The following is a 16234-nucleotide window of genomic DNA, read 5'->3' on the forward strand; positions in this document are numbered from 1 at the left end:
GCCTGTTTACATCCCTTTCCTGCCCGCTTCAAAGCAAAACCGCGTGGGCTCATTCGGCTGCCTTGAGCAGTTCGGGCCCGCCCGCGCGGATCACCGCCAGAAGCTCTTCGCGGCGCTTGGCCGCCTTGGCTTCATTGGCCGCCTTGACCGGACCAAAGCCGCGGATATCGAGCGGCAGCCGCGCCAGCGCGATGATGGCGTCGCGGGTATTGGCCGTCAGACCGGGCAGAACCTCGTCCAGGTCGCGCTCGTATTGCGTGATCAGGGCGCGTTCCAAGCGGCGATCCTCTGAATAGCCAAAGACATCCAGCGGCGTGCCCCGCAACCCTTTGAGCTTGGCGAGGATCTTCATCGGCCCAAGCAGCCATTCGCCGAACTCGCGCTTTTTCGGGCGGCCGTCAGGGCCCGCCTTGCTCAGGATCGGCGGCGCCATGTGCAGGCGCATCTTGAACTCCCCCTCAAAGGTGCCTTTGGCCTTTTCCCGGCTGTCGATCAGCAGTCGCGCCACTTCATATTCGTCCTTGTAGGCCAGCAGCTTGTGATAGCCGAGCGCCACCGCCTCACGCAGCGCCTCGTCCTCGATTGCATCGACGCGGCCGCGATAGCGCTTGGCCAGCCGCTTGCCCTGATACCGGGTCAGATGATCGGCGCGGAAGGCGATGCGCTCTTCCAGAGATTTGGGCAGCTCGACCACCCTGGGTTTGGCCATCTCGTCGGCCTCTTGCGGGTGCAGCGCAGCCCAGCGCCCGATTTCGAAAGCGCGCTGGTTGCGCTCGACCGCCTGGCCGTTCATCTCGACCGCCTGAAGGATGGACGCATGGCTGAGCGGCACGAGGCCTTTCTGCCAGGCGGCACCAAACAGGATCATGTTGGAATAGATCGAGTCGCCCATCACCGCGCGGGCCAGTTCCGACGCGTCGAACATCGTCAGCCGATCTTTGAGCCGCGCCTCAAGAGCGAGCTGCAACCTGTCGGACGGAATGGAAAATTCCGTATTTCTGGTAAAGTCGCCGGTGATGATTTCATGGCTGTTGACCACGCCGCCGGTGCGCCCGCTGCGCATCAGGCCGATGGTCTTGGCCCCGGCCGAGACCACCAGATCACCGCCGATCAGCGCATCCATCTCGCCGGTTGCGACACGGATTGCGCTGATATCAGATGGTTTTTCCGCCAGCCGACAATGGATCGCCACGGCGCCGCCCTTCTGCGCAAGGCCGGCCATTTCCATCATGCCGGCGCCCTTGCCGTCAAGCTGCGCGGCCTGGGCCATCACCGCGCCGATTGTCACTACGCCGGTGCCGCCGACGCCGGTGATCACCACGTTGTGGGTGCCGTTGATCGCCGGCAATTCGGGTTGCGGCAGGTCCGGCAGGTCAAGCTCGCGCGTGGCACCCTTTTTCACCTTGGCCCCTTCCAACGTGAGGAACGACGGGCAAAACCCTTTCAGACAAGTGAAATCCTTGTTGCAGGCCGATTGGTCGATGGCCCGTTTGCGGCCAAGTTCGGTCTCTTCCGGCACGATGGCGACGCAGTTCGACTGCACGCCGCAATCGCCGCACCCCTCGCAGACGTCGGTGTTGATGAACACCCGCCTGTCGGGATCGGGGAACTTGCCGCGCTTGCGCCGGCGGCGCTTCTCGGCAGCACAGGTCTGGATATAGACGATGGCCGACACGCCTTCGATCTCGCGGCACCGGGTCTGGACGTTCTCCATCTCGTCGCGCTCCTGAATTTCCACGCCCTTGGGAAATTTCTCGAGATCGACGTCTTCTTTCTGGTCGTAAACCACGAAAACCTTGTTCACGCCCATCGCCTGCAATTCGCGCACGATGCGATAGGGGCTGAGGTCGCCCTCGTTGGGCTGGCCGCCGGTCATGGCGACGGCGTCATTGTATAGGATCTTGTAGGTGATATTCGTCCCTGCCGCCAACGCGGCGCGGATCGCCAGCGACCCGGAGTGGTTGTAGGTGCCGTCGCCGAGGTTCTGGAACACGTGGTTGGTGTTGGAAAACGGCGCCTCGCCGATCCAGTTCGCGCCCTCGGCCCCCATATGCGTAAAGCCAGTGGTCTGGCGGTCCATCCATTGCACCATGTAGTGACAGCCGATGCCGGCATAGGCCCGGCTGCCGTCGGGCACCTTGGTCGAGGTGTTGTGCGGACAGCCGGCGCAGTAATAGGGCAGCCGCGCCGCGATCTCCTGGGCGTTGTCGCCGGCGCGGGCCTGGCGCAGCGCGTCGAGCCCGGCGCGGATGCCATCGGTGCCGCGCCCTTCTTCGATCAGGATGTCGCCCAGTTTTTCGGCAATCCAGATCGGATCGAGCGCGCCACGGGTCGGGAAAAGCTCGTCGCGGTGCATGCCGCCGGCCCCGCCCTTGTACCAGCCATAGACGCGGCGGCCCCGCCGGTCGTCGAAGATTGCTTCCTTGACCTGCACCTCGATCAACTTGCGCTTTTCCTCGACGATGACGATCAGGTCGAGCCCCTCGGCCCAGTCGTGGAAGGAATGCATGTCGAGCGGGAAGGTCTGGCCCACCTTGTAGGTGGTGATACCCAGCCGGTCGGCCTCACCCTCGTGGATGTTGAGCAGGCTCATTGCATGTTGCAGATCGAGCCAGTTCTTGCCCGCGGCGACAAAGCCGATCTTGGCGCCGGGCTTGCCCCAGACGCGCTTGTCCATCCGGTTGGCGCGGGAAAAGGCCTCGGCGGCAAACCGCTTGTAATCGATCATCCGCGCTTCCTGGGCATGCGGCGTGTCGCCTAGCCGGATGTTGAGACCGCCTTCGGGCATGTCGAAGTCAGGCAAGCGGAAGCTCAGACGGTGCGGGTCGCCATTGACCACGGCGGTGGTCTCGATGGTGTCCTTCATCGTCTTGAGGCCGACCCAGAGCCCGGCAAACCGCGACAGGGCAAAGCCGTAGAGGCCGTAATCAAGGATCTCCTGCACCCCGGCCGGCGAAACCACCGGCATATAGGCATCGACAAGCGCCCATTCCGACTGGTGCAGCACGGTCGAGCTTTCGCCGGTGTGGTCGTCGCCCATCGCCATCAGCACGCCCCCCAGCGCCGAGGTGCCCGCCATATTGGCATGGCGCATCACGTCGCCGGAGCGGTCCACCCCCGGCCCCTTGCCGTACCAGAGGCCGAAGACGCCGTCATATTTGCCCTCGCCGCGCAGCTCGGCCTGTTGCGAGCCCCAGAGCGCGGTGGCGGCCAGGTCTTCGTTCAGCCCGGGATTGAAGGTGACATCGGAGGCCCGCAGCAGCTTTTCCGCCTTGCTCATCTGAAGATCGACCGCGCCCAGAGGCGAACCGCGATAGCCGGTGACATAGCCTGCGGTATTGTGCCCGGCCGCTGCATCGCGCGCCTTTTGCGCCAGCATCAGCCGGACAAGCGCCTGGGTGCCGTTCAACAGGACAGGCGATTTCGTCAGATCGAACCGGTCGTTCAGGGAAATTTTCTGCTGGCTCATGGACCCCTCCCAAGGTGCTGCGCGTGCTAGAGTATAGCGCCATATTAGGTCATAATTGCTGACCTTACGAGGAAAATTTTTCGTGACATTGCCATGTTAGCGTTATCTAGGCGTCATAAAGGTTTTTCTTGCAAAATCAGGCGACAGGCATCACGAAAGAAACGACTATGGATTGGGATAAACTCAGAATATTTCATGCGGTTGCCGACGCCGGCAGCCTGACGCATGCGGGCGATGTGCTTCACCTGTCGCAATCGGCGGTGAGCCGGCAGATCCGTGCGCTCGAAGAAAGCCTGAACACGACGCTGTTTCACCGCCACGCGCGGGGGCTGATTCTCACCGAACAAGGCGAGCTGCTGTTCGACGCCACCTCGTCGATGAACAAACGGCTCGAAGCGGCCGCCGCGCGCATCCGTGACAGCGAGGAAGAGGTCTTTGGCAGCCTGCGGGTGACCACCACCACCGGCTTCGGCTCGCTCTGGCTGGCGCCACGTCTGGCCAAGCTTTATGAAAAATACCCCGACCTCAACATCGACCTGATGCTCGAGGAGCGCGTGCTCGACCTGCCGATGCGCGAGGCCGACGTCGCCATCCGCATGAAAGAGCCGAGCCAGGCTGATCTCGTGCGCAAGCGGCTGATGTCGGTCTGGATGCGGCTCTATGCGTCGCCGGAATATCTCGAACAGCATGGCACCCCCCAATCGCTGGATGATCTGGAAAACCACAGGTTGATCTGTCAAAGGACCGATTCTACCCAGGTAGGTGCCGGTCAAGTCTTTGTTCAGCGTTTGCTGACCTATGACGTGAAATCGACGCTCAACGTGAACAACTATTTCGGTGTGCTTCAGGCGGTGATCAACAATCTCGGCATCGGCGTTCTGCCGCATTACGTGATCGAGGATTTCCCCCGGGCCGTGCGGGTTCTGCCCGATGAAGAGAGCGGCGAAATCCCTGTTTTCCTTGCCTATCCCGAAGAGTTGCGGCAATCTCGCCGTATCGCTGCTTTCAGGGATTTCGTTCAGGAGGAAATCATCGCGCATCGCCGCCAGCTGCGTGAGAACGTCTGAGCCACAGCCAACAACCCGCCCCGACGCCCACGAATTGATCACTCGCGAGGTGAGGTATGCCTGCAACGCATACCCACTATGCTGCACATGCGGCATTAATTCCCTTGATCGACTCAGCCCTGCGACTTATTTCAGCTTCATGAAGTTTGATTGCGCATCGCGCCAGACTTCATACCTCCCTGTTGGACTTCGGCCGAGCTTAGTGCTCGGCCTTTTTTTTGGCTGCCCGGAGTTTGAGCATCCGGCGCAACAGGTTTGAGCGCGCGCGAAACCCGGATTGTACCCGTCACGCCCATGTCGTAAACGGAGCCCAAACCGGAGCCTGGGGATTTTACGGATATGCAAGAGCCTTCCATCACGCCCGATCTGATCGCCGCACACGGGCTGAGCCCCGATGAATACGATCGGATCCTCGAAATCATCGGGCGTGAGCCAAGCTTTACCGAGCTTGGCATCTTCTCCGCCATGTGGAACGAACATTGTTCCTACAAATCCTCCAAGAAGTGGCTGCGCACCCTGCCGACCGACGGCCCGCAGGTGATCTGCGGCCCCGGCGAAAACGCCGGCATCGTCGATATCGGTGACGGCCAATGCGTGGTCTTCAAGATGGAGAGCCACAACCACCCGTCTTATATCGAGCCCTACCAGGGCGCGGCCACCGGCGTCGGCGGCATCCTGCGCGATGTCTTTACCATGGGCGCCCGGCCGATCGCGGCGATGAACTCGCTCAGCTTTGGCGAGGTGGCGCACCCCAAGACCAAACAGCTGGTCAACGGTGTGGTCGAAGGTGTCGGCGGCTATGGCAATTGCTTCGGCGTGCCCACCGTCGGCGGCGAGCTGCGCTTTGACCCGGCCTACAATGGCAACTGTCTGGTCAACGCCTTTGCCGCAGGCCTGGCCGAGACCGACAGTATCTTCTACTCTGCCGCCTCGGGCGTCGGCATGCCGGTGGTCTATCTCGGCGCCAAGACCGGCCGCGACGGTGTGGGTGGCGCGACCATGGCTTCGGCCGAGTTCGACGACACCATCGAGGAAAAGCGCCCCACCGTTCAGGTCGGCGATCCGTTTACCGAAAAGCGCCTGATGGAGGCGACGCTCGAGCTGATGCAGACCGGCGCCGTGATCTCGATCCAGGACATGGGCGCCGCCGGCCTCACCTGCTCGGCAGTGGAAATGGGCGACAAAGGCAAGCTGGGCATTCGGCTCGACCTCGAGAATGTGCCGGTGCGCGAAGAGAACATGAGCGCCTACGAGATGATGCTCTCGGAAAGCCAGGAGCGCATGTTGATGGTGCTGCGCCCGGAAAAGGAGGCCGAGGCCAAGGCGGTCTTTGACAAATGGGACCTCGATTTCGCCATCGTTGGCGAGACCATTGCCGAGGACCGTTTCCTCATCATGCACAACAACGAGGCCAAGGCCGATCTGCCACTGTCGCAGCTCGCCTCGACCGCGCCGGAATACGACCGGCCCTGGGTCGAGACGCCCGCCGCAGAAGCCCTGGCCGATGTGCCCGAGATCGACGGTGTCGACGGGCTCAGGGCGCTTCTGGCCTCGCCCAACTATGCCGCGCGCAATTGGGTCTACGAACAATATGACAGCCAAGTCATGGCCGACACCATCCGCACGCCGGGCTTTGGCGCCGGGCTGATCCGGGTGCATGGCACCGCCAAGGCGCTGGCCTTCACCTCGGACGTGACGCCGCGCTATGTGCAGGCCAACCCGGTCGAAGGCGGCAAGCAGGCGGTGGCCGAAGCCTATCGCAACCTCACCGCCGTGGGTGCCAAGCCCCTGGCCACAACCGACAATCTCAACTTCGGAAACCCCGAAAAGCCCGAGATCATGGGCCAGTTCGTCGGCGCCATCAAGGGCATCGGTGCGGCCGTCGCCGCGCTCGACATGCCGATCGTCTCGGGCAATGTCTCGCTCTACAACGAAACCGACGGTGCCGCGATCCTGCCGACGCCCACCATTGGCGCGGTCGGGTTGATCGACGACGCCGAACACGCCATCACCGGCGTGCCGCGCGAGGGCCATGTGCTCTTGATGCTGGGCGCGGCCGAGGGGCATCTGGGCCGCTCGGCGCTGCTGGCAGAGGTGTTCAACCGCACCGATGGCGACGCGCCGCATGTGGATCTCGAGGCCGAGAAGGCGGCCGGCGATTTCATCCGCGACAACCGCGACTGGATCACCGCCTGCACCGATATCTCGGACGGTGGCCTGGCGCTGGCGACCTATGAGATGGCCGAGGCCGGCGACGTCGGCGCGGTACTCTCTGTCACCGACACGCCCGGGTTGTTCGGCGAGGATCAGGGCCGCTATCTGATCGCCTGCAACTTCGATCAGGCCGAGGCGCTGATGGGGGCGGCGGCCAAGGCCGATCTGCCGCTGGTCACGGTCGGCAAATTCACCGGCGGCGATCTGGTCATCGGCACTTCCAGCGCCGCTGTCGCGGAATTGCGGGAAACCTCTCGCGCCACCCTGCCCGCGCTCTTCGGCTGAGCCGATGCGGCGCCGGCTGACCTTTCTGATCGGCGCGCACAAGACCGCCTCGACCCATTTGCAACGCGCGCTGGTGGCGCAGCGCGCGGCGCTGGCCCCGGCCGGCGTCGGCGTGATCGGCCCGATGCCGATCGGCGGCACCTTGCTGCCGCTGTCCGAACTGCTGCGCGGCCGGGCCGAGCCCGACCTGCTGGCGCTGGCCTCGGAGGGGTTTCTGCACAAACATGCGGGAGACGCCGAAACCGTGGTGCTGATGAACGAGAACATCCTCAGCGCCTCTCTGGCCCCCGACATGGCCTTCAAGGACGGCCAGCTCTACAAATTCGGGCCGCAGCGGGTGAAACGGGTGCTCGACCTCTTTCCCGGCCATGACATTCAGGTCGGCATGGCCGTGCGCAACCCGGCCGGCTTTCTGGTCTCGTCCTGGCAGGAACACATGAAAGGCCATGCCTTCCGCCCCTTCCGCGATTACCTCGGCACCGCCGAGGGGGCGGAAATCGGCTGGCTCAAACTGGTCAGGCGCTTGCGCCAAGCCCTTGGCGACACGTCGATTTTCCTCTGGCGCTACGAGGATTACCCCACCATCGCATCCAAGGTTCTGCTTCAGTGCATGGGCGAGGCCAGCGCCCGCATCACCTTGCCCGAGAGCGCCGCCAATCCCGGCTTTTCGGCCCGGGCGCTCGACTATCTGGCCGAGGTGGGCCAGGTCACGCCGGAGACCACCGCCGAAGCGCTGCGCCGCTTTCCCAAGGGGCCGGAGTATCCCGCCTTTCAGCCCTGGACGCAGAGGGAAAAGACGGCAATGTCAGAGCGTTACGACCAGGATTTGCAGCGCATCGCCAGCCGCGGGCTGGCCCGGGTGCTGCATCCCTGATGCTGCGGCGGCCACTTGCCATCCCAACGCGCCACACTTACCTTTCGACCAAAGGACCAAAGGACACTCAATGCCGATCAATGCCACCGAAATCGAACAGCTGATCCGCCAGAGCTTTCCCGACGCCCAGATCATCGTTCAGGGCGATGACGGCCAGCATTTTGCGGCCGAAGTGGTGGACGAGAGCTTTCGCGGCATGAACCGCGTGCAGCAGCAACGCGCGGTCAACGCCGCCATCCGTGCCAAGCTCGACAGTGGCGAGCTGCATGCGCTGGCACTGACCACCCGCGCCCCGGACTAGGGGATGGATCTCCTCGGCATCATCGTGCTGGTTCTGGCCATCATCGGAGTGACCCTCCTGCTGGCCCGGCGCGCGATCCGCGAGGACAAGAAACAGACCGGCCGCGGCTCCGAGCCCGGCAGCGGATACCACACCCTGCATTCGCATTATTCCTCGGGCCTGGGCGGGCAAGATAGCTCTTACAAGGTGCCGCGCGATCCGCAGGAATACGCCAAACGCTTCATTCCGAAGGGAAAAGACAAATGACTGAAGTCAAAGAGAACATCCAGCAAACCGTGACCGAAAACGACGTCGTGCTGTTCATGAAGGGCACCAAGGAAATGCCGCAATGCGGCTTTTCCAGCCGGGTCGCCGGTGTGCTGAACTACATGGGCGTCAACTTCAAGGACGTGAACGTCCTGGCCGACGACGGGCTGCGTCAGGGCATCAAGGAGTTTTCCGACTGGCCGACCATCCCGCAGCTCTACGTCAAGGGCGAGTTTGTCGGCGGCTGCGACATCATCACCGAGATGACGCTGTCGGGCGAACTTGACACCATGTTCGAGCAGAACGGCGTCGCCTTCGACAAGGACGCCGCCGAGAAGATCCGCGAAGCCAACGGCTAAGCGCCGCCCGCCCTGGCCCCGCGCCGGGGCCTCCGGGCCAGCGAAAGCCCCCGGCAGGGCAAGGAGCAAGGGAGAGGTCCCGGCGCAAGGCCGGGACGCGTGGCTTGCCGACCGCCCTGTCCCGCTAGCCCGACTGACCGGCCGCGTCCGACCGGCCTTTGGCCTCGACCTGCTCGGCCACGGCCTCGGCTCGCGCGGCCAGTTCAGCCAGGGTGTCGACAACCGCGCCGGGCACCACCGGCACCTCGATGCGCTCGGGCTCCGGCGCTGGCTTGTTGCGCAGGCCCTCGGCCTCGGCCCCCAGATCGGTGATCTTGTCCTCGAGCTCGCGCACCTTGTCCTCGAGGCCGGCGGTCTTGTCGGCCAGCATCAGCCCGGCCATCAACAGCATCCGCGATTCCGGCAGGCGGCCGATCTGATCCGACAGTACCCGCGCCTCGCCGTCGAGCATACCGGCGGCGGCATGCAGGAAATGCTCTTCGCCGGGCTGGCAAGCGACGTCGAAACTGCGGCCGCCGATGGTGATCGTGACTTCGGGCATCAGGCGTCCTCCCTTGGGGAATCGTCGGGCAACAGCTGTTTGAAGGCCGCGGCGATCGCCTCAGCCTCGGCGGTTTCGGCCGAACGGGCGGCATTGAGCGCCTCGAGCTCGGCAATCATGCCGGTGTTGATCAGATGCGGATCGGCCAGCCCGGCCTTGTTGGCCTCGCGCAGGGCCTTGTTGTTGGCGCGCAGCTGCTCATTGGCCTTGCGCAGCCTTTGCAATTCGAGATCGACCTGTGCCGTGGCCTCGGATTGCGCGTCCATCCGCGCCTTCATCGTGGCTTGGGCATCTTCGAGCTTGGCATGCAGCGTCTTGATCCGTTCCTCGCGCTGCTGCCCGGCGATGCGCTCTTCCTCCAGCGCCGCCTCGGACGCGCCGAGCCTGGCCTGCAAATCCTCGATATCCACCGGATCCTCGGGCGGTTCGCTGGCCGCGTCCAGCCGCTCCACCCCTTTTCCGATCCGGTCGATCGCAGCCGTCAATCTGCGCTGCAACTCCTCGATGTCGGCCATACCGCCTGCCTTTCCTTTCTGCCACAACCGTATCGCGGTTTGCGTATCACCTGTGGCGCCTGTTGCCGGCCCCGCAGCGAATCATCGCGCAGGGTCTTTCCGGGCGAGTTTAGCCAACCCTGTGGAAAATTGCGCCCCGATTGACATCAAGCACTTACACGACACTGTTCACGCCGCCTTGAACTCTGCGGCCCGACTGCTATTCAGCTGGCAACCACAGCTCAAGAAGGAACGCTCCCTTGGACATCGACGCGCTGAAATCTGCCCATCCCGACCATTGGAAGAAAGCGGCAGCGATCCGTGCCCTGACGCTCGACGCGGTACATGCGGCCAATTCCGGGCATTCCGGCATGCCGATGGGCATGGCCGACGTGGCCACCGTGCTGTTTGAAAAGCACCTGAAATTCGACGCCGCCAACCCCGAGTGGCCCGACCGCGACCGCTTTATCCTTTCGGCCGGCCATGGTTCGATGCTGCTCTATTCGCTGCTCTACCTGACCGGCGATGCGGAAATCACCCTCGACCAGATCAAGAACTTCCGCCAGCTGGGCGCCAAGACCGCCGGCCACCCCGAGAACTTCCTCGCCAAGGCGATCGAGACCACAACCGGCCCGCTGGGTCAGGGCATCGCCAATTCCGTCGGCTTCGCCATGGCCGAAGAGATCCAGCGTGCCCGTTTCGGCGCCAAGCTGGTTGACCACCACACCTATGTCATCGCCGGCGACGGCTGCCTGATGGAAGGCGTCAGCCACGAGGCCATCGGCCTTGCCGGGCGGCAGAAGCTGTCCAAGCTCACCGTTTTCTGGGATGACAACAACATCACCATCGACGGCAAGGTCGCGCTGTCGGACCGCACCGATCAGAAAGCGCGCTTCGAGGCCGCCGGCTGGCATGTGCAGGAAATCGACGGCCACAACCCCGAGGAAATCGACGCCGCCATCACCGCCGCGAAGAAATCCGATCTGCCGTCGATGATCGCCTGCAAGACCCATATCGCCCTGGGCCATGCCGCGCAGGACACCTCCAAGGGCCATGGCGCGCTGACCGATCCCGAGCAGTTGACGGCCGCCAAGGAGGCCTATGACTGGCCTTACGGCCCCTTCGAAGTGCCGGCCGAGATCAAATCCGCCTGGGAAGCGATCGGCCAGCGCGGCGCGGCGGCGCGTGGCGACTGGGAGACGCGGTTCAGCGCGGCCTCCGGCGCCAAGCAGAAAGAGTTTGAGCGCCAGCAAAACGGCGAGGCGCCCAAGAAGCTCTCGGCCACGATCAAGGCGCTGAAGAAACAGGTCAGCGAAGAAAAGCCCAAGGCGGCGACCCGCAAGAGCTCGGAAATGGTGCTCGAGGTGATCAACCCGATCATGCCCGAGACCCTTGGCGGCTCGGCCGACCTGACCGGTTCGAACAACACCAAGACCGGCGATCTCGGGGTTTTCGACGTGGACAACCGCGCCGGGCGCTATGTCTATTTCGGCATCCGCGAACACGGCATGGCCTCGGCGATGAACGGCATGGCGCTGCATGGCGGCGTGCGGCCCTATGGCGGCACCTTCATGTGCTTTACCGATTACGCCCGCCCCGCCATGCGTCTCTCGGCGCTGATGCAGCAACCGGTGGTCTATGTCATGACCCATGACAGCATCGGCCTCGGCGAAGACGGCCCGACGCACCAGCCGGTCGAGCATCTGGCGATTTCGCGCGCCACCCCCAACACGCTGGTGTTTCGCCCGGCCGACACGGTGGAAACCGCCGAGGCCTGGGAAATCGCGCTGACCCAGCAGAAGACACCGTCGGTGCTGTCGCTGACCCGCCAGGGCCTGCCCACCGTGCGCACCGAGCACAAGACCAAGAACATGGTCGCGCAGGGCGGCTATGTGCTGGCCGATGCCGAGGGCAAGCGCGAGGTCATCCTGATCGCCACCGGTTCCGAGGTCGAGATCGCCATGCAGGCGCGCGAAACCCTTCAGGCTGAGGGGATCGGCGTGCGCGTGGTGTCGATGCCCTGCATGGAGCTTTTCGCCCAGCAGGACGACGCCTATCGCAAACGTGTCCTGCCCGGCGGCCCGGTGCGTGTCGGCATCGAGGCCGGCATGCGGGCCGGCGGCTGGGATCGCTGGCTTCTGGGCGAGCGCGGCCGCGAGGCCAAGGCCGGGTTCATCGGCATGGACAGCTTTGGCGCCTCGGCCCCGGCCGGCGAGCTTTTCGAGCATTTCGGCATCACCGCCGAGGCGGTTGTCGCCAAGGTCAAGGATCTGCTGGGCTGATCGCCCGCACCTCCTCCGGCCCGCGACCCGGGCCGGTACATCTTTTGACGGGCCGGGCGCGCAGGGAACTGCCTGCGCATCCGGCCCGTTCCTTTTCCGACGGCGGCCCCGCCCGCCCGGAGCCCGCCCCGGCGCGTAACACGAGGATCGACCGATGAGCGACAGTGCCTTTTTCGGCCTCGATGGCTATCATTTTCTGCTGACCGCGCTTGGCGGTGTGATCATCCTCGCCCATTGGCTGCCCCGCTGGGTGAGCCGGCGCGAGCCGGCGGCGCCGGGGCTGATGATCCTGCTGGGGATGCTGGCCTATGCGGTGGTGCCGGGCCTGCCCGCACTGCCCGATCCGCGCATCCAGCCCCAGCCTTGGGAAATTGTCGCCGAGCTGACGGTGATCATTGCGCTCTTTGCCACCGGCATCCGGATCGACAACCTGTCGTCGTTCCGCCGCTGGGCGCCGACGATCCGCCTGCTGGCGCTGGCGATGCCTCTGACCATTCTTGCCGTGGTGGTGATGGGCCATGTCTTTGCCGGCATGACGGTCGCCGCCGCGATCCTGCTGGGCGCGGTGCTGGCGCCCACCGATCCGGTGCTGGCCGGCGGCGTCCAGGTCGGCCCGCCGCTCGAGGGCGGCGAGCATCCGGTGCGCTTTGCGCTGACCACCGAGGCGGCGATGAACGACGGGCTGGCCTTTCCCTTTGTCTATCTCGGACTGGCGGTGGCGGCACAGGGCACGCTGTTTGGCGACTGGGGGCCGCAATGGCTGGCTCAGGACGTGGCCTGGCGGATTGCGGCCGGGGTGGCCATGGGCACCGCCGGCGGCTGGGCACTGGGACAGGTGCTTTTCGTGCTGCCCCGCGGCGCGACGCTGGCCGACACCGCGTCGGGTGTCGTGGCGCTGGCCGGGGTACTCTTGTGTTACGGCAGCACCGAGCTGGTCGAGGGCTACGGCTTTATCGCCGTCGCCGTCATGGGGCTGACCCTGCGGCGGATCGAGGCCGAGCACGAGTTTCACCGCCGGCTGCACAATTTCACCCAGGCGCTGGAACATGCGCTGACGGCGGTGCTGCTGGTGGCGCTGGGGGCGGTTTTGCCGGCGCTGCTCCAGGGGCTGAGCTGGACCGATGCCGGCATCGCCCTGGCGCTGATCCTTCTGGTACGGCCGATTGCAGGCTGGCTGTCGCTGATCGGCACCGATGTGCGCGGTCGCGACCGGTGGGTGGTGGCGATCTATGGTGTCCGCGGTATCGGCTCGATCTATTACCTCGCCTATGCCGCCGGCAAGATCGAGTTTCTCAACGAAGACCGGCTTTGGGCGCTGGTCGGTTTCACCATCCTGATTTCCACCCTGCTGCACGGCTTCACCTCGGCCATGGCGATCGAGGATCTGTCGCAGGAAGCCGAAGGCCCCGAGGCCTGAGCCTCAGCCTCGGGCAAAGACCCGCGCCCAGAGCGGCGCGATCAGCCTGGTGCCGATCGGGATCAGCACGATCCCCAGCGCCAGCCCCAACAGCCCGTCAATCGCCGCCTTGCCGGTCCATTCCAGCGCGCCGCGCCAGCTTTCCGCACCAAGATCGGCGACGGCCACGGCGTAGTGCTTGATCGCCTCTTCCGGCCCGTGCCAGCCCATCTCGGCCAGCCCGTGCACAATGATCGACCCGCCGACCCAGAGCATCGCGGCGGTGCCGACCACCATCAGAAGCTTCATGAAGCCGGGCATGGCGGTCACGATCCCCCGGCCCAGCGCCCGGGTCAGGCCCAGCCGGCCCTTCGCCGCCATCCACAGCCCGAGGTCGTCGGCCTTCACGATCAGCGCCACCGCGCCATAGACCGCGAGCGTGATGCCCACCGCCACGGTCGCCAGCGTCGCCGCCTCGAGCCAGAAGGTGCTGGCCGGAATGGCCGCCAGGGCAATGGTCATGATCTCGGCCGACAGGATGAAATCGGTCTTGATCGCGCCCTTGATTTTCTCTTCTTCGAGATGCGCCGGATCCCGGTTGAGATGGCTGCCGTCCGGCCCGCCGTGATGGGCGCCAAAACCCAGCGCATGGGCCACCTTCTCGGCGCCCTCGAAACAGAGGTAGGCGCCGCCCAGCATCAACAGCGGCGCGATCAGCCAGGGCGCGAAGGCCGAAAGCGCCAGCCCCGCCGGCAGCAGGAACACCAGCTTGTTGATCAGCGAGCCCCGGGCGATGCGCCAGACGATGGGCAGTTCGCGCGCCGGCTCGAAACCGGTAAGATACTTCGGCGTCACCGCCGCATCGTCGATCACCGCGCCGGCCGCCTTGGCGCCCGCCTTGGCCGCCTGGCCGGCAATATCGTCGACCGACGCCGCCGCCACCTTGGCAATCCCCGCCACATCGTCCAGCAGCGCCAGCAAACCGCTCATGTCATTCTCCCCAGGCTGTCCGTGGGCAATGTAGAGGTCAGCTCTCCGGCTGCAAGGCCCATCGCCCCGGTCCATGCGCGGCCAGGACCAGGCACCCACCGGCAATCGCCCAGTTCTTGACAAAGATCGTCATCTGCCAGGGATCGTCGGGCAGGAAATGGAACACCGAGGTCACGCCGCAATAGAGCGCCAGCAGGACCGCCACCGCCCGCACCTGCACCCCGAACACCAACGCAAGGCCGGCCAGGGCGTTGAACCCGAACGCCGGCCAGATCAGCCAAAGCGGAAGCTGCCAATCGGCCAGCAGGCCGGTCGTGCCGCCGGGGCTCAGCGCTTTCTGCACCGCACCACCGAGGAAGAGGGCGGCAATCAGAAGGCGGCCGGTGAATACCGCGAGATCATCAAGTCGAGTCTTCATCGACGTCTACCTAGCGCGCCCGGCGCAAAGTCCCGCCGCCGCCGTTAACGCCACCATGCGAGGATAGCGCAAACAGGTTAGCGCCACCATGCGCTCCCGCGCCACGGTTAACGCTATCACATTGGAAAACAAGGCATTTCCCTTTGACATGCTGCGCCTGCTCGGTATCACCACGGCCAAGGAAACGCGCAGGAGAAATCGGATGACTGTCACTGTCGGGATCAACGGATTTGGCCGGATCGGCCGCTGCACGCTGGCGCATATCGCCGAGGCGGCGCGCAACGATGTGCAGGTGGTCAAGATCAACGCCACCGGCCCGCTCGAGACCTCGGCGCATCTCCTGCGCTATGACAGCGTACATGGCCGCTTTCCCGGCGAGGTCAAAGTCGCCAATGGCACCATGGATCTCGGACGCGGCCCGATGGAGATGTTCTCGACCTACGATCCGTCAGAGCTCGACTGGTCGGGCTGCGACGTCGTGCTGGAATGCACCGGCCAGTTCAACGACGGCAAGAAGGCCGGCGTACACCTGGAACGTGGCGCCAAATCGGTGCTGATCTCGGCGCCGGCCAAGAACGTGCAGAAAACCGTGGTCTACGGTGTCAACCACCGCGATCTGATCCCCGGCGACACGATGATCTCGAACGGATCCTGCACCACCAACTGCCTGGCGCCGCTGGCCAAGGTGCTGGACGAGGCGATCGGCATCGAACGCGGCATCATGACAACGATCCACAGCTACACCGGCGATCAGCCGACGCTGGACCGCCGCCACAACGACCTCTATCGCGCCCGCGCCGCCGCCATGGCGATGATCCCCACCTCCACCGGTGCCGCCAAGGCGCTCGGCGAAGTGCTGCCCAACCTCAAGGGCAAGCTCGACGGCACCGCGATGCGGGTGCCGACGCCGAATGTCTCGGCCGTCGATCTGACCTTCGAAGCGGGCAAGGATGTCACCGTCGAGGACGTCAACGAGATCGTGCGCGAAGCCGCCGCCGGCCACATGGGCGCGGTGCTGGGCTATGACCCCGAACCCAAGGTGAGCATCGATTTCAACCACACGCCGCAAAGCTCGATCTTTGCCCCGGACCAGACCAAGGTCGTCGGCGGCCGCACCGTGCGGGTGCTCGCCTGGTACGACAACGAATGGGGCTTTTCGGTGCGTATGGCCGATGTCGCCGCCGCCATGGGCCGGCTGCTCCACTGAACCTTTCCGCAGCCCCACGATCCAGGCCCGCCGGTGTTCCGGCGGGCTTTTTTGCGGCGGCCGCCTGGGGATTGGCGCTGAACCAAAGTTA

At 64.8% G+C, this 16234-nt stretch carries 14 protein-coding genes; 9 read left to right on the forward strand and 5 right to left on the reverse strand.

The window, feature by feature from the left end:
* Positions 1–49: 49 nt before the first annotated feature.
* Entirely contained in the window at positions 50–3469 is a 3420-nt protein-coding gene (locus BMW90_RS07015; protein WP_074835761.1) for an indolepyruvate ferredoxin oxidoreductase family protein, read from the reverse strand.
* 167 nt (positions 3470–3636) lie between these two features.
* Here BMW90_RS07015 and BMW90_RS07020 point away from each other — a divergent pair, with 167 nt between their 5' ends.
* The 6 genes from BMW90_RS07020 to grxD all read left to right on the forward strand — a co-directional run bounded on the left by BMW90_RS07020 (position 3637) and on the right by grxD (position 8815).
* Complete coding sequence (locus tag BMW90_RS07020) at positions 3637–4536, forward strand: LysR family transcriptional regulator (protein ID WP_074835762.1); 900 nt, start codon at positions 3637–3639, stop codon at positions 4534–4536.
* 339 nt (positions 4537–4875) lie between these two features.
* Positions 4876–7035, forward strand: coding sequence for a phosphoribosylformylglycinamidine synthase subunit PurL (gene purL / locus BMW90_RS07025; RefSeq protein ID WP_074835764.1), 2160 nt, complete (start codon positions 4876–4878; stop codon positions 7033–7035).
* A 4-nt stretch (positions 7036–7039) separates the two neighbouring features.
* Positions 7040–7909, forward strand: a complete 870-nt coding sequence (locus BMW90_RS07030; RefSeq protein ID WP_074835765.1) for a hypothetical protein — start codon at positions 7040–7042, stop codon at positions 7907–7909.
* 70 nt (positions 7910–7979) lie between these two features.
* The gene (locus tag BMW90_RS07035; RefSeq protein WP_048531936.1) at positions 7980–8210 is read left to right on the forward strand and encodes a BolA/IbaG family iron-sulfur metabolism protein; all 231 of its coding nucleotides are present in this window, start codon (positions 7980–7982) and stop codon (positions 8208–8210) included.
* A 3-nt stretch (positions 8211–8213) separates the two neighbouring features.
* On the forward strand, positions 8214–8456 hold the full coding sequence (locus BMW90_RS07040; RefSeq protein WP_048531937.1) for a hypothetical protein: 243 nt from the start codon (positions 8214–8216) through the stop codon (positions 8454–8456).
* Positions 8453–8815, forward strand: a complete 363-nt coding sequence (gene grxD, locus BMW90_RS07045) for a Grx4 family monothiol glutaredoxin (RefSeq protein ID WP_048531938.1) — start codon at positions 8453–8455, stop codon at positions 8813–8815. Before BMW90_RS07040 ends, grxD begins: the two co-directional genes overlap by 4 nt.
* Before the next feature lie 124 nt (positions 8816–8939).
* On the opposite strand, the gene BMW90_RS07050 is transcribed toward grxD, so the two are convergent.
* A complete protein-coding gene (locus BMW90_RS07050) occupies positions 8940–9356 on the reverse strand; it encodes a cell division protein ZapA (protein WP_074835767.1) in 417 nt (138 codons plus the stop codon).
* Complete coding sequence (locus tag BMW90_RS07055) at positions 9356–9871, reverse strand: hypothetical protein (RefSeq protein WP_048531940.1); 516 nt, start codon at positions 9869–9871, stop codon at positions 9356–9358. The genes BMW90_RS07050 and BMW90_RS07055 overlap by 1 nt, the downstream gene beginning before the upstream one ends.
* A gap of 239 nt (positions 9872–10110) precedes the next feature.
* Here BMW90_RS07055 and tkt point away from each other — a divergent pair, with 239 nt between their 5' ends.
* Entirely contained in the window at positions 10111–12132 is a 2022-nt protein-coding gene (gene tkt / locus BMW90_RS07060) for a transketolase (RefSeq protein ID WP_074835768.1), read from the forward strand.
* A gap of 154 nt (positions 12133–12286) precedes the next feature.
* Positions 12287–13549: a cation:proton antiporter gene (locus tag BMW90_RS07065; protein ID WP_074835770.1), complete on the forward strand. Its 1263-nt coding sequence runs from the start codon at positions 12287–12289 to the stop codon at positions 13547–13549.
* A 3-nt stretch (positions 13550–13552) separates the two neighbouring features.
* On the opposite strand, the gene BMW90_RS07070 is transcribed toward BMW90_RS07065, so the two are convergent.
* Both BMW90_RS07070 and BMW90_RS07075 read right to left on the reverse strand, forming a co-directional pair.
* Complete coding sequence (locus tag BMW90_RS07070; protein ID WP_048531943.1) at positions 13553–14518, reverse strand: DUF808 domain-containing protein; 966 nt, start codon at positions 14516–14518, stop codon at positions 13553–13555.
* Between the two features lie 37 nt (positions 14519–14555).
* The gene (locus tag BMW90_RS07075; RefSeq protein WP_074835771.1) at positions 14556–14936 is read right to left on the reverse strand and encodes a DoxX family protein; all 381 of its coding nucleotides are present in this window, start codon (positions 14934–14936) and stop codon (positions 14556–14558) included.
* A 202-nt stretch (positions 14937–15138) separates the two neighbouring features.
* Here BMW90_RS07075 and gap point away from each other — a divergent pair, with 202 nt between their 5' ends.
* The gene (gene gap, locus BMW90_RS07080; RefSeq protein WP_074835773.1) at positions 15139–16143 is read left to right on the forward strand and encodes a type I glyceraldehyde-3-phosphate dehydrogenase; all 1005 of its coding nucleotides are present in this window, start codon (positions 15139–15141) and stop codon (positions 16141–16143) included.
* Positions 16144–16234: the final 91 nt, after the last annotated feature.

The sequence above is a fragment of the Marinovum algicola genome (assembly GCF_900109145.1).
Classification (GTDB): Bacteria; Pseudomonadota; Alphaproteobacteria; order Rhodobacterales; family Rhodobacteraceae; genus Marinovum; species Marinovum algicola.

Excerpts from the sequence above, each read along its gene's own strand:
- gap (WP_074835773.1), top strand. The coding sequence starts at position 15,139 with ATGACTGTCACTGTCGGGATCAACGGATTTGGCCGGATCGGCCGCTGC.
- purL (WP_074835764.1), top strand. The coding sequence starts at position 4,876 with ATGCAAGAGCCTTCCATCACGCCCGATCTGATCGCCGCACACGGGCTG.
- BMW90_RS07020 (WP_074835762.1), top strand. The coding sequence starts at position 3,637 with ATGGATTGGGATAAACTCAGAATATTTCATGCGGTTGCCGACGCCGGC.
- BMW90_RS07055 (WP_048531940.1), bottom strand. The coding sequence starts at position 9,871 with ATGGCCGACATCGAGGAGTTGCAGCGCAGATTGACGGCTGCGATCGAC.
- BMW90_RS07065 (WP_074835770.1), top strand. The coding sequence starts at position 12,287 with ATGAGCGACAGTGCCTTTTTCGGCCTCGATGGCTATCATTTTCTGCTG.
- BMW90_RS07030 (WP_074835765.1), top strand. The coding sequence starts at position 7,040 with ATGCGGCGCCGGCTGACCTTTCTGATCGGCGCGCACAAGACCGCCTCG.
- BMW90_RS07075 (WP_074835771.1), bottom strand. The coding sequence starts at position 14,936 with ATGAAGACTCGACTTGATGATCTCGCGGTATTCACCGGCCGCCTTCTG.
- BMW90_RS07070 (WP_048531943.1), bottom strand. The coding sequence starts at position 14,518 with ATGAGCGGTTTGCTGGCGCTGCTGGACGATGTGGCGGGGATTGCCAAG.
- BMW90_RS07040 (WP_048531937.1), top strand. The coding sequence starts at position 8,214 with ATGGATCTCCTCGGCATCATCGTGCTGGTTCTGGCCATCATCGGAGTG.
- BMW90_RS07035 (WP_048531936.1), top strand. The coding sequence starts at position 7,980 with ATGCCGATCAATGCCACCGAAATCGAACAGCTGATCCGCCAGAGCTTT.
- BMW90_RS07015 (WP_074835761.1), bottom strand. The coding sequence starts at position 3,469 with ATGAGCCAGCAGAAAATTTCCCTGAACGACCGGTTCGATCTGACGAAA.
- BMW90_RS07050 (WP_074835767.1), bottom strand. The coding sequence starts at position 9,356 with ATGCCCGAAGTCACGATCACCATCGGCGGCCGCAGTTTCGACGTCGCT.
- grxD (WP_048531938.1), top strand. The coding sequence starts at position 8,453 with ATGACTGAAGTCAAAGAGAACATCCAGCAAACCGTGACCGAAAACGAC.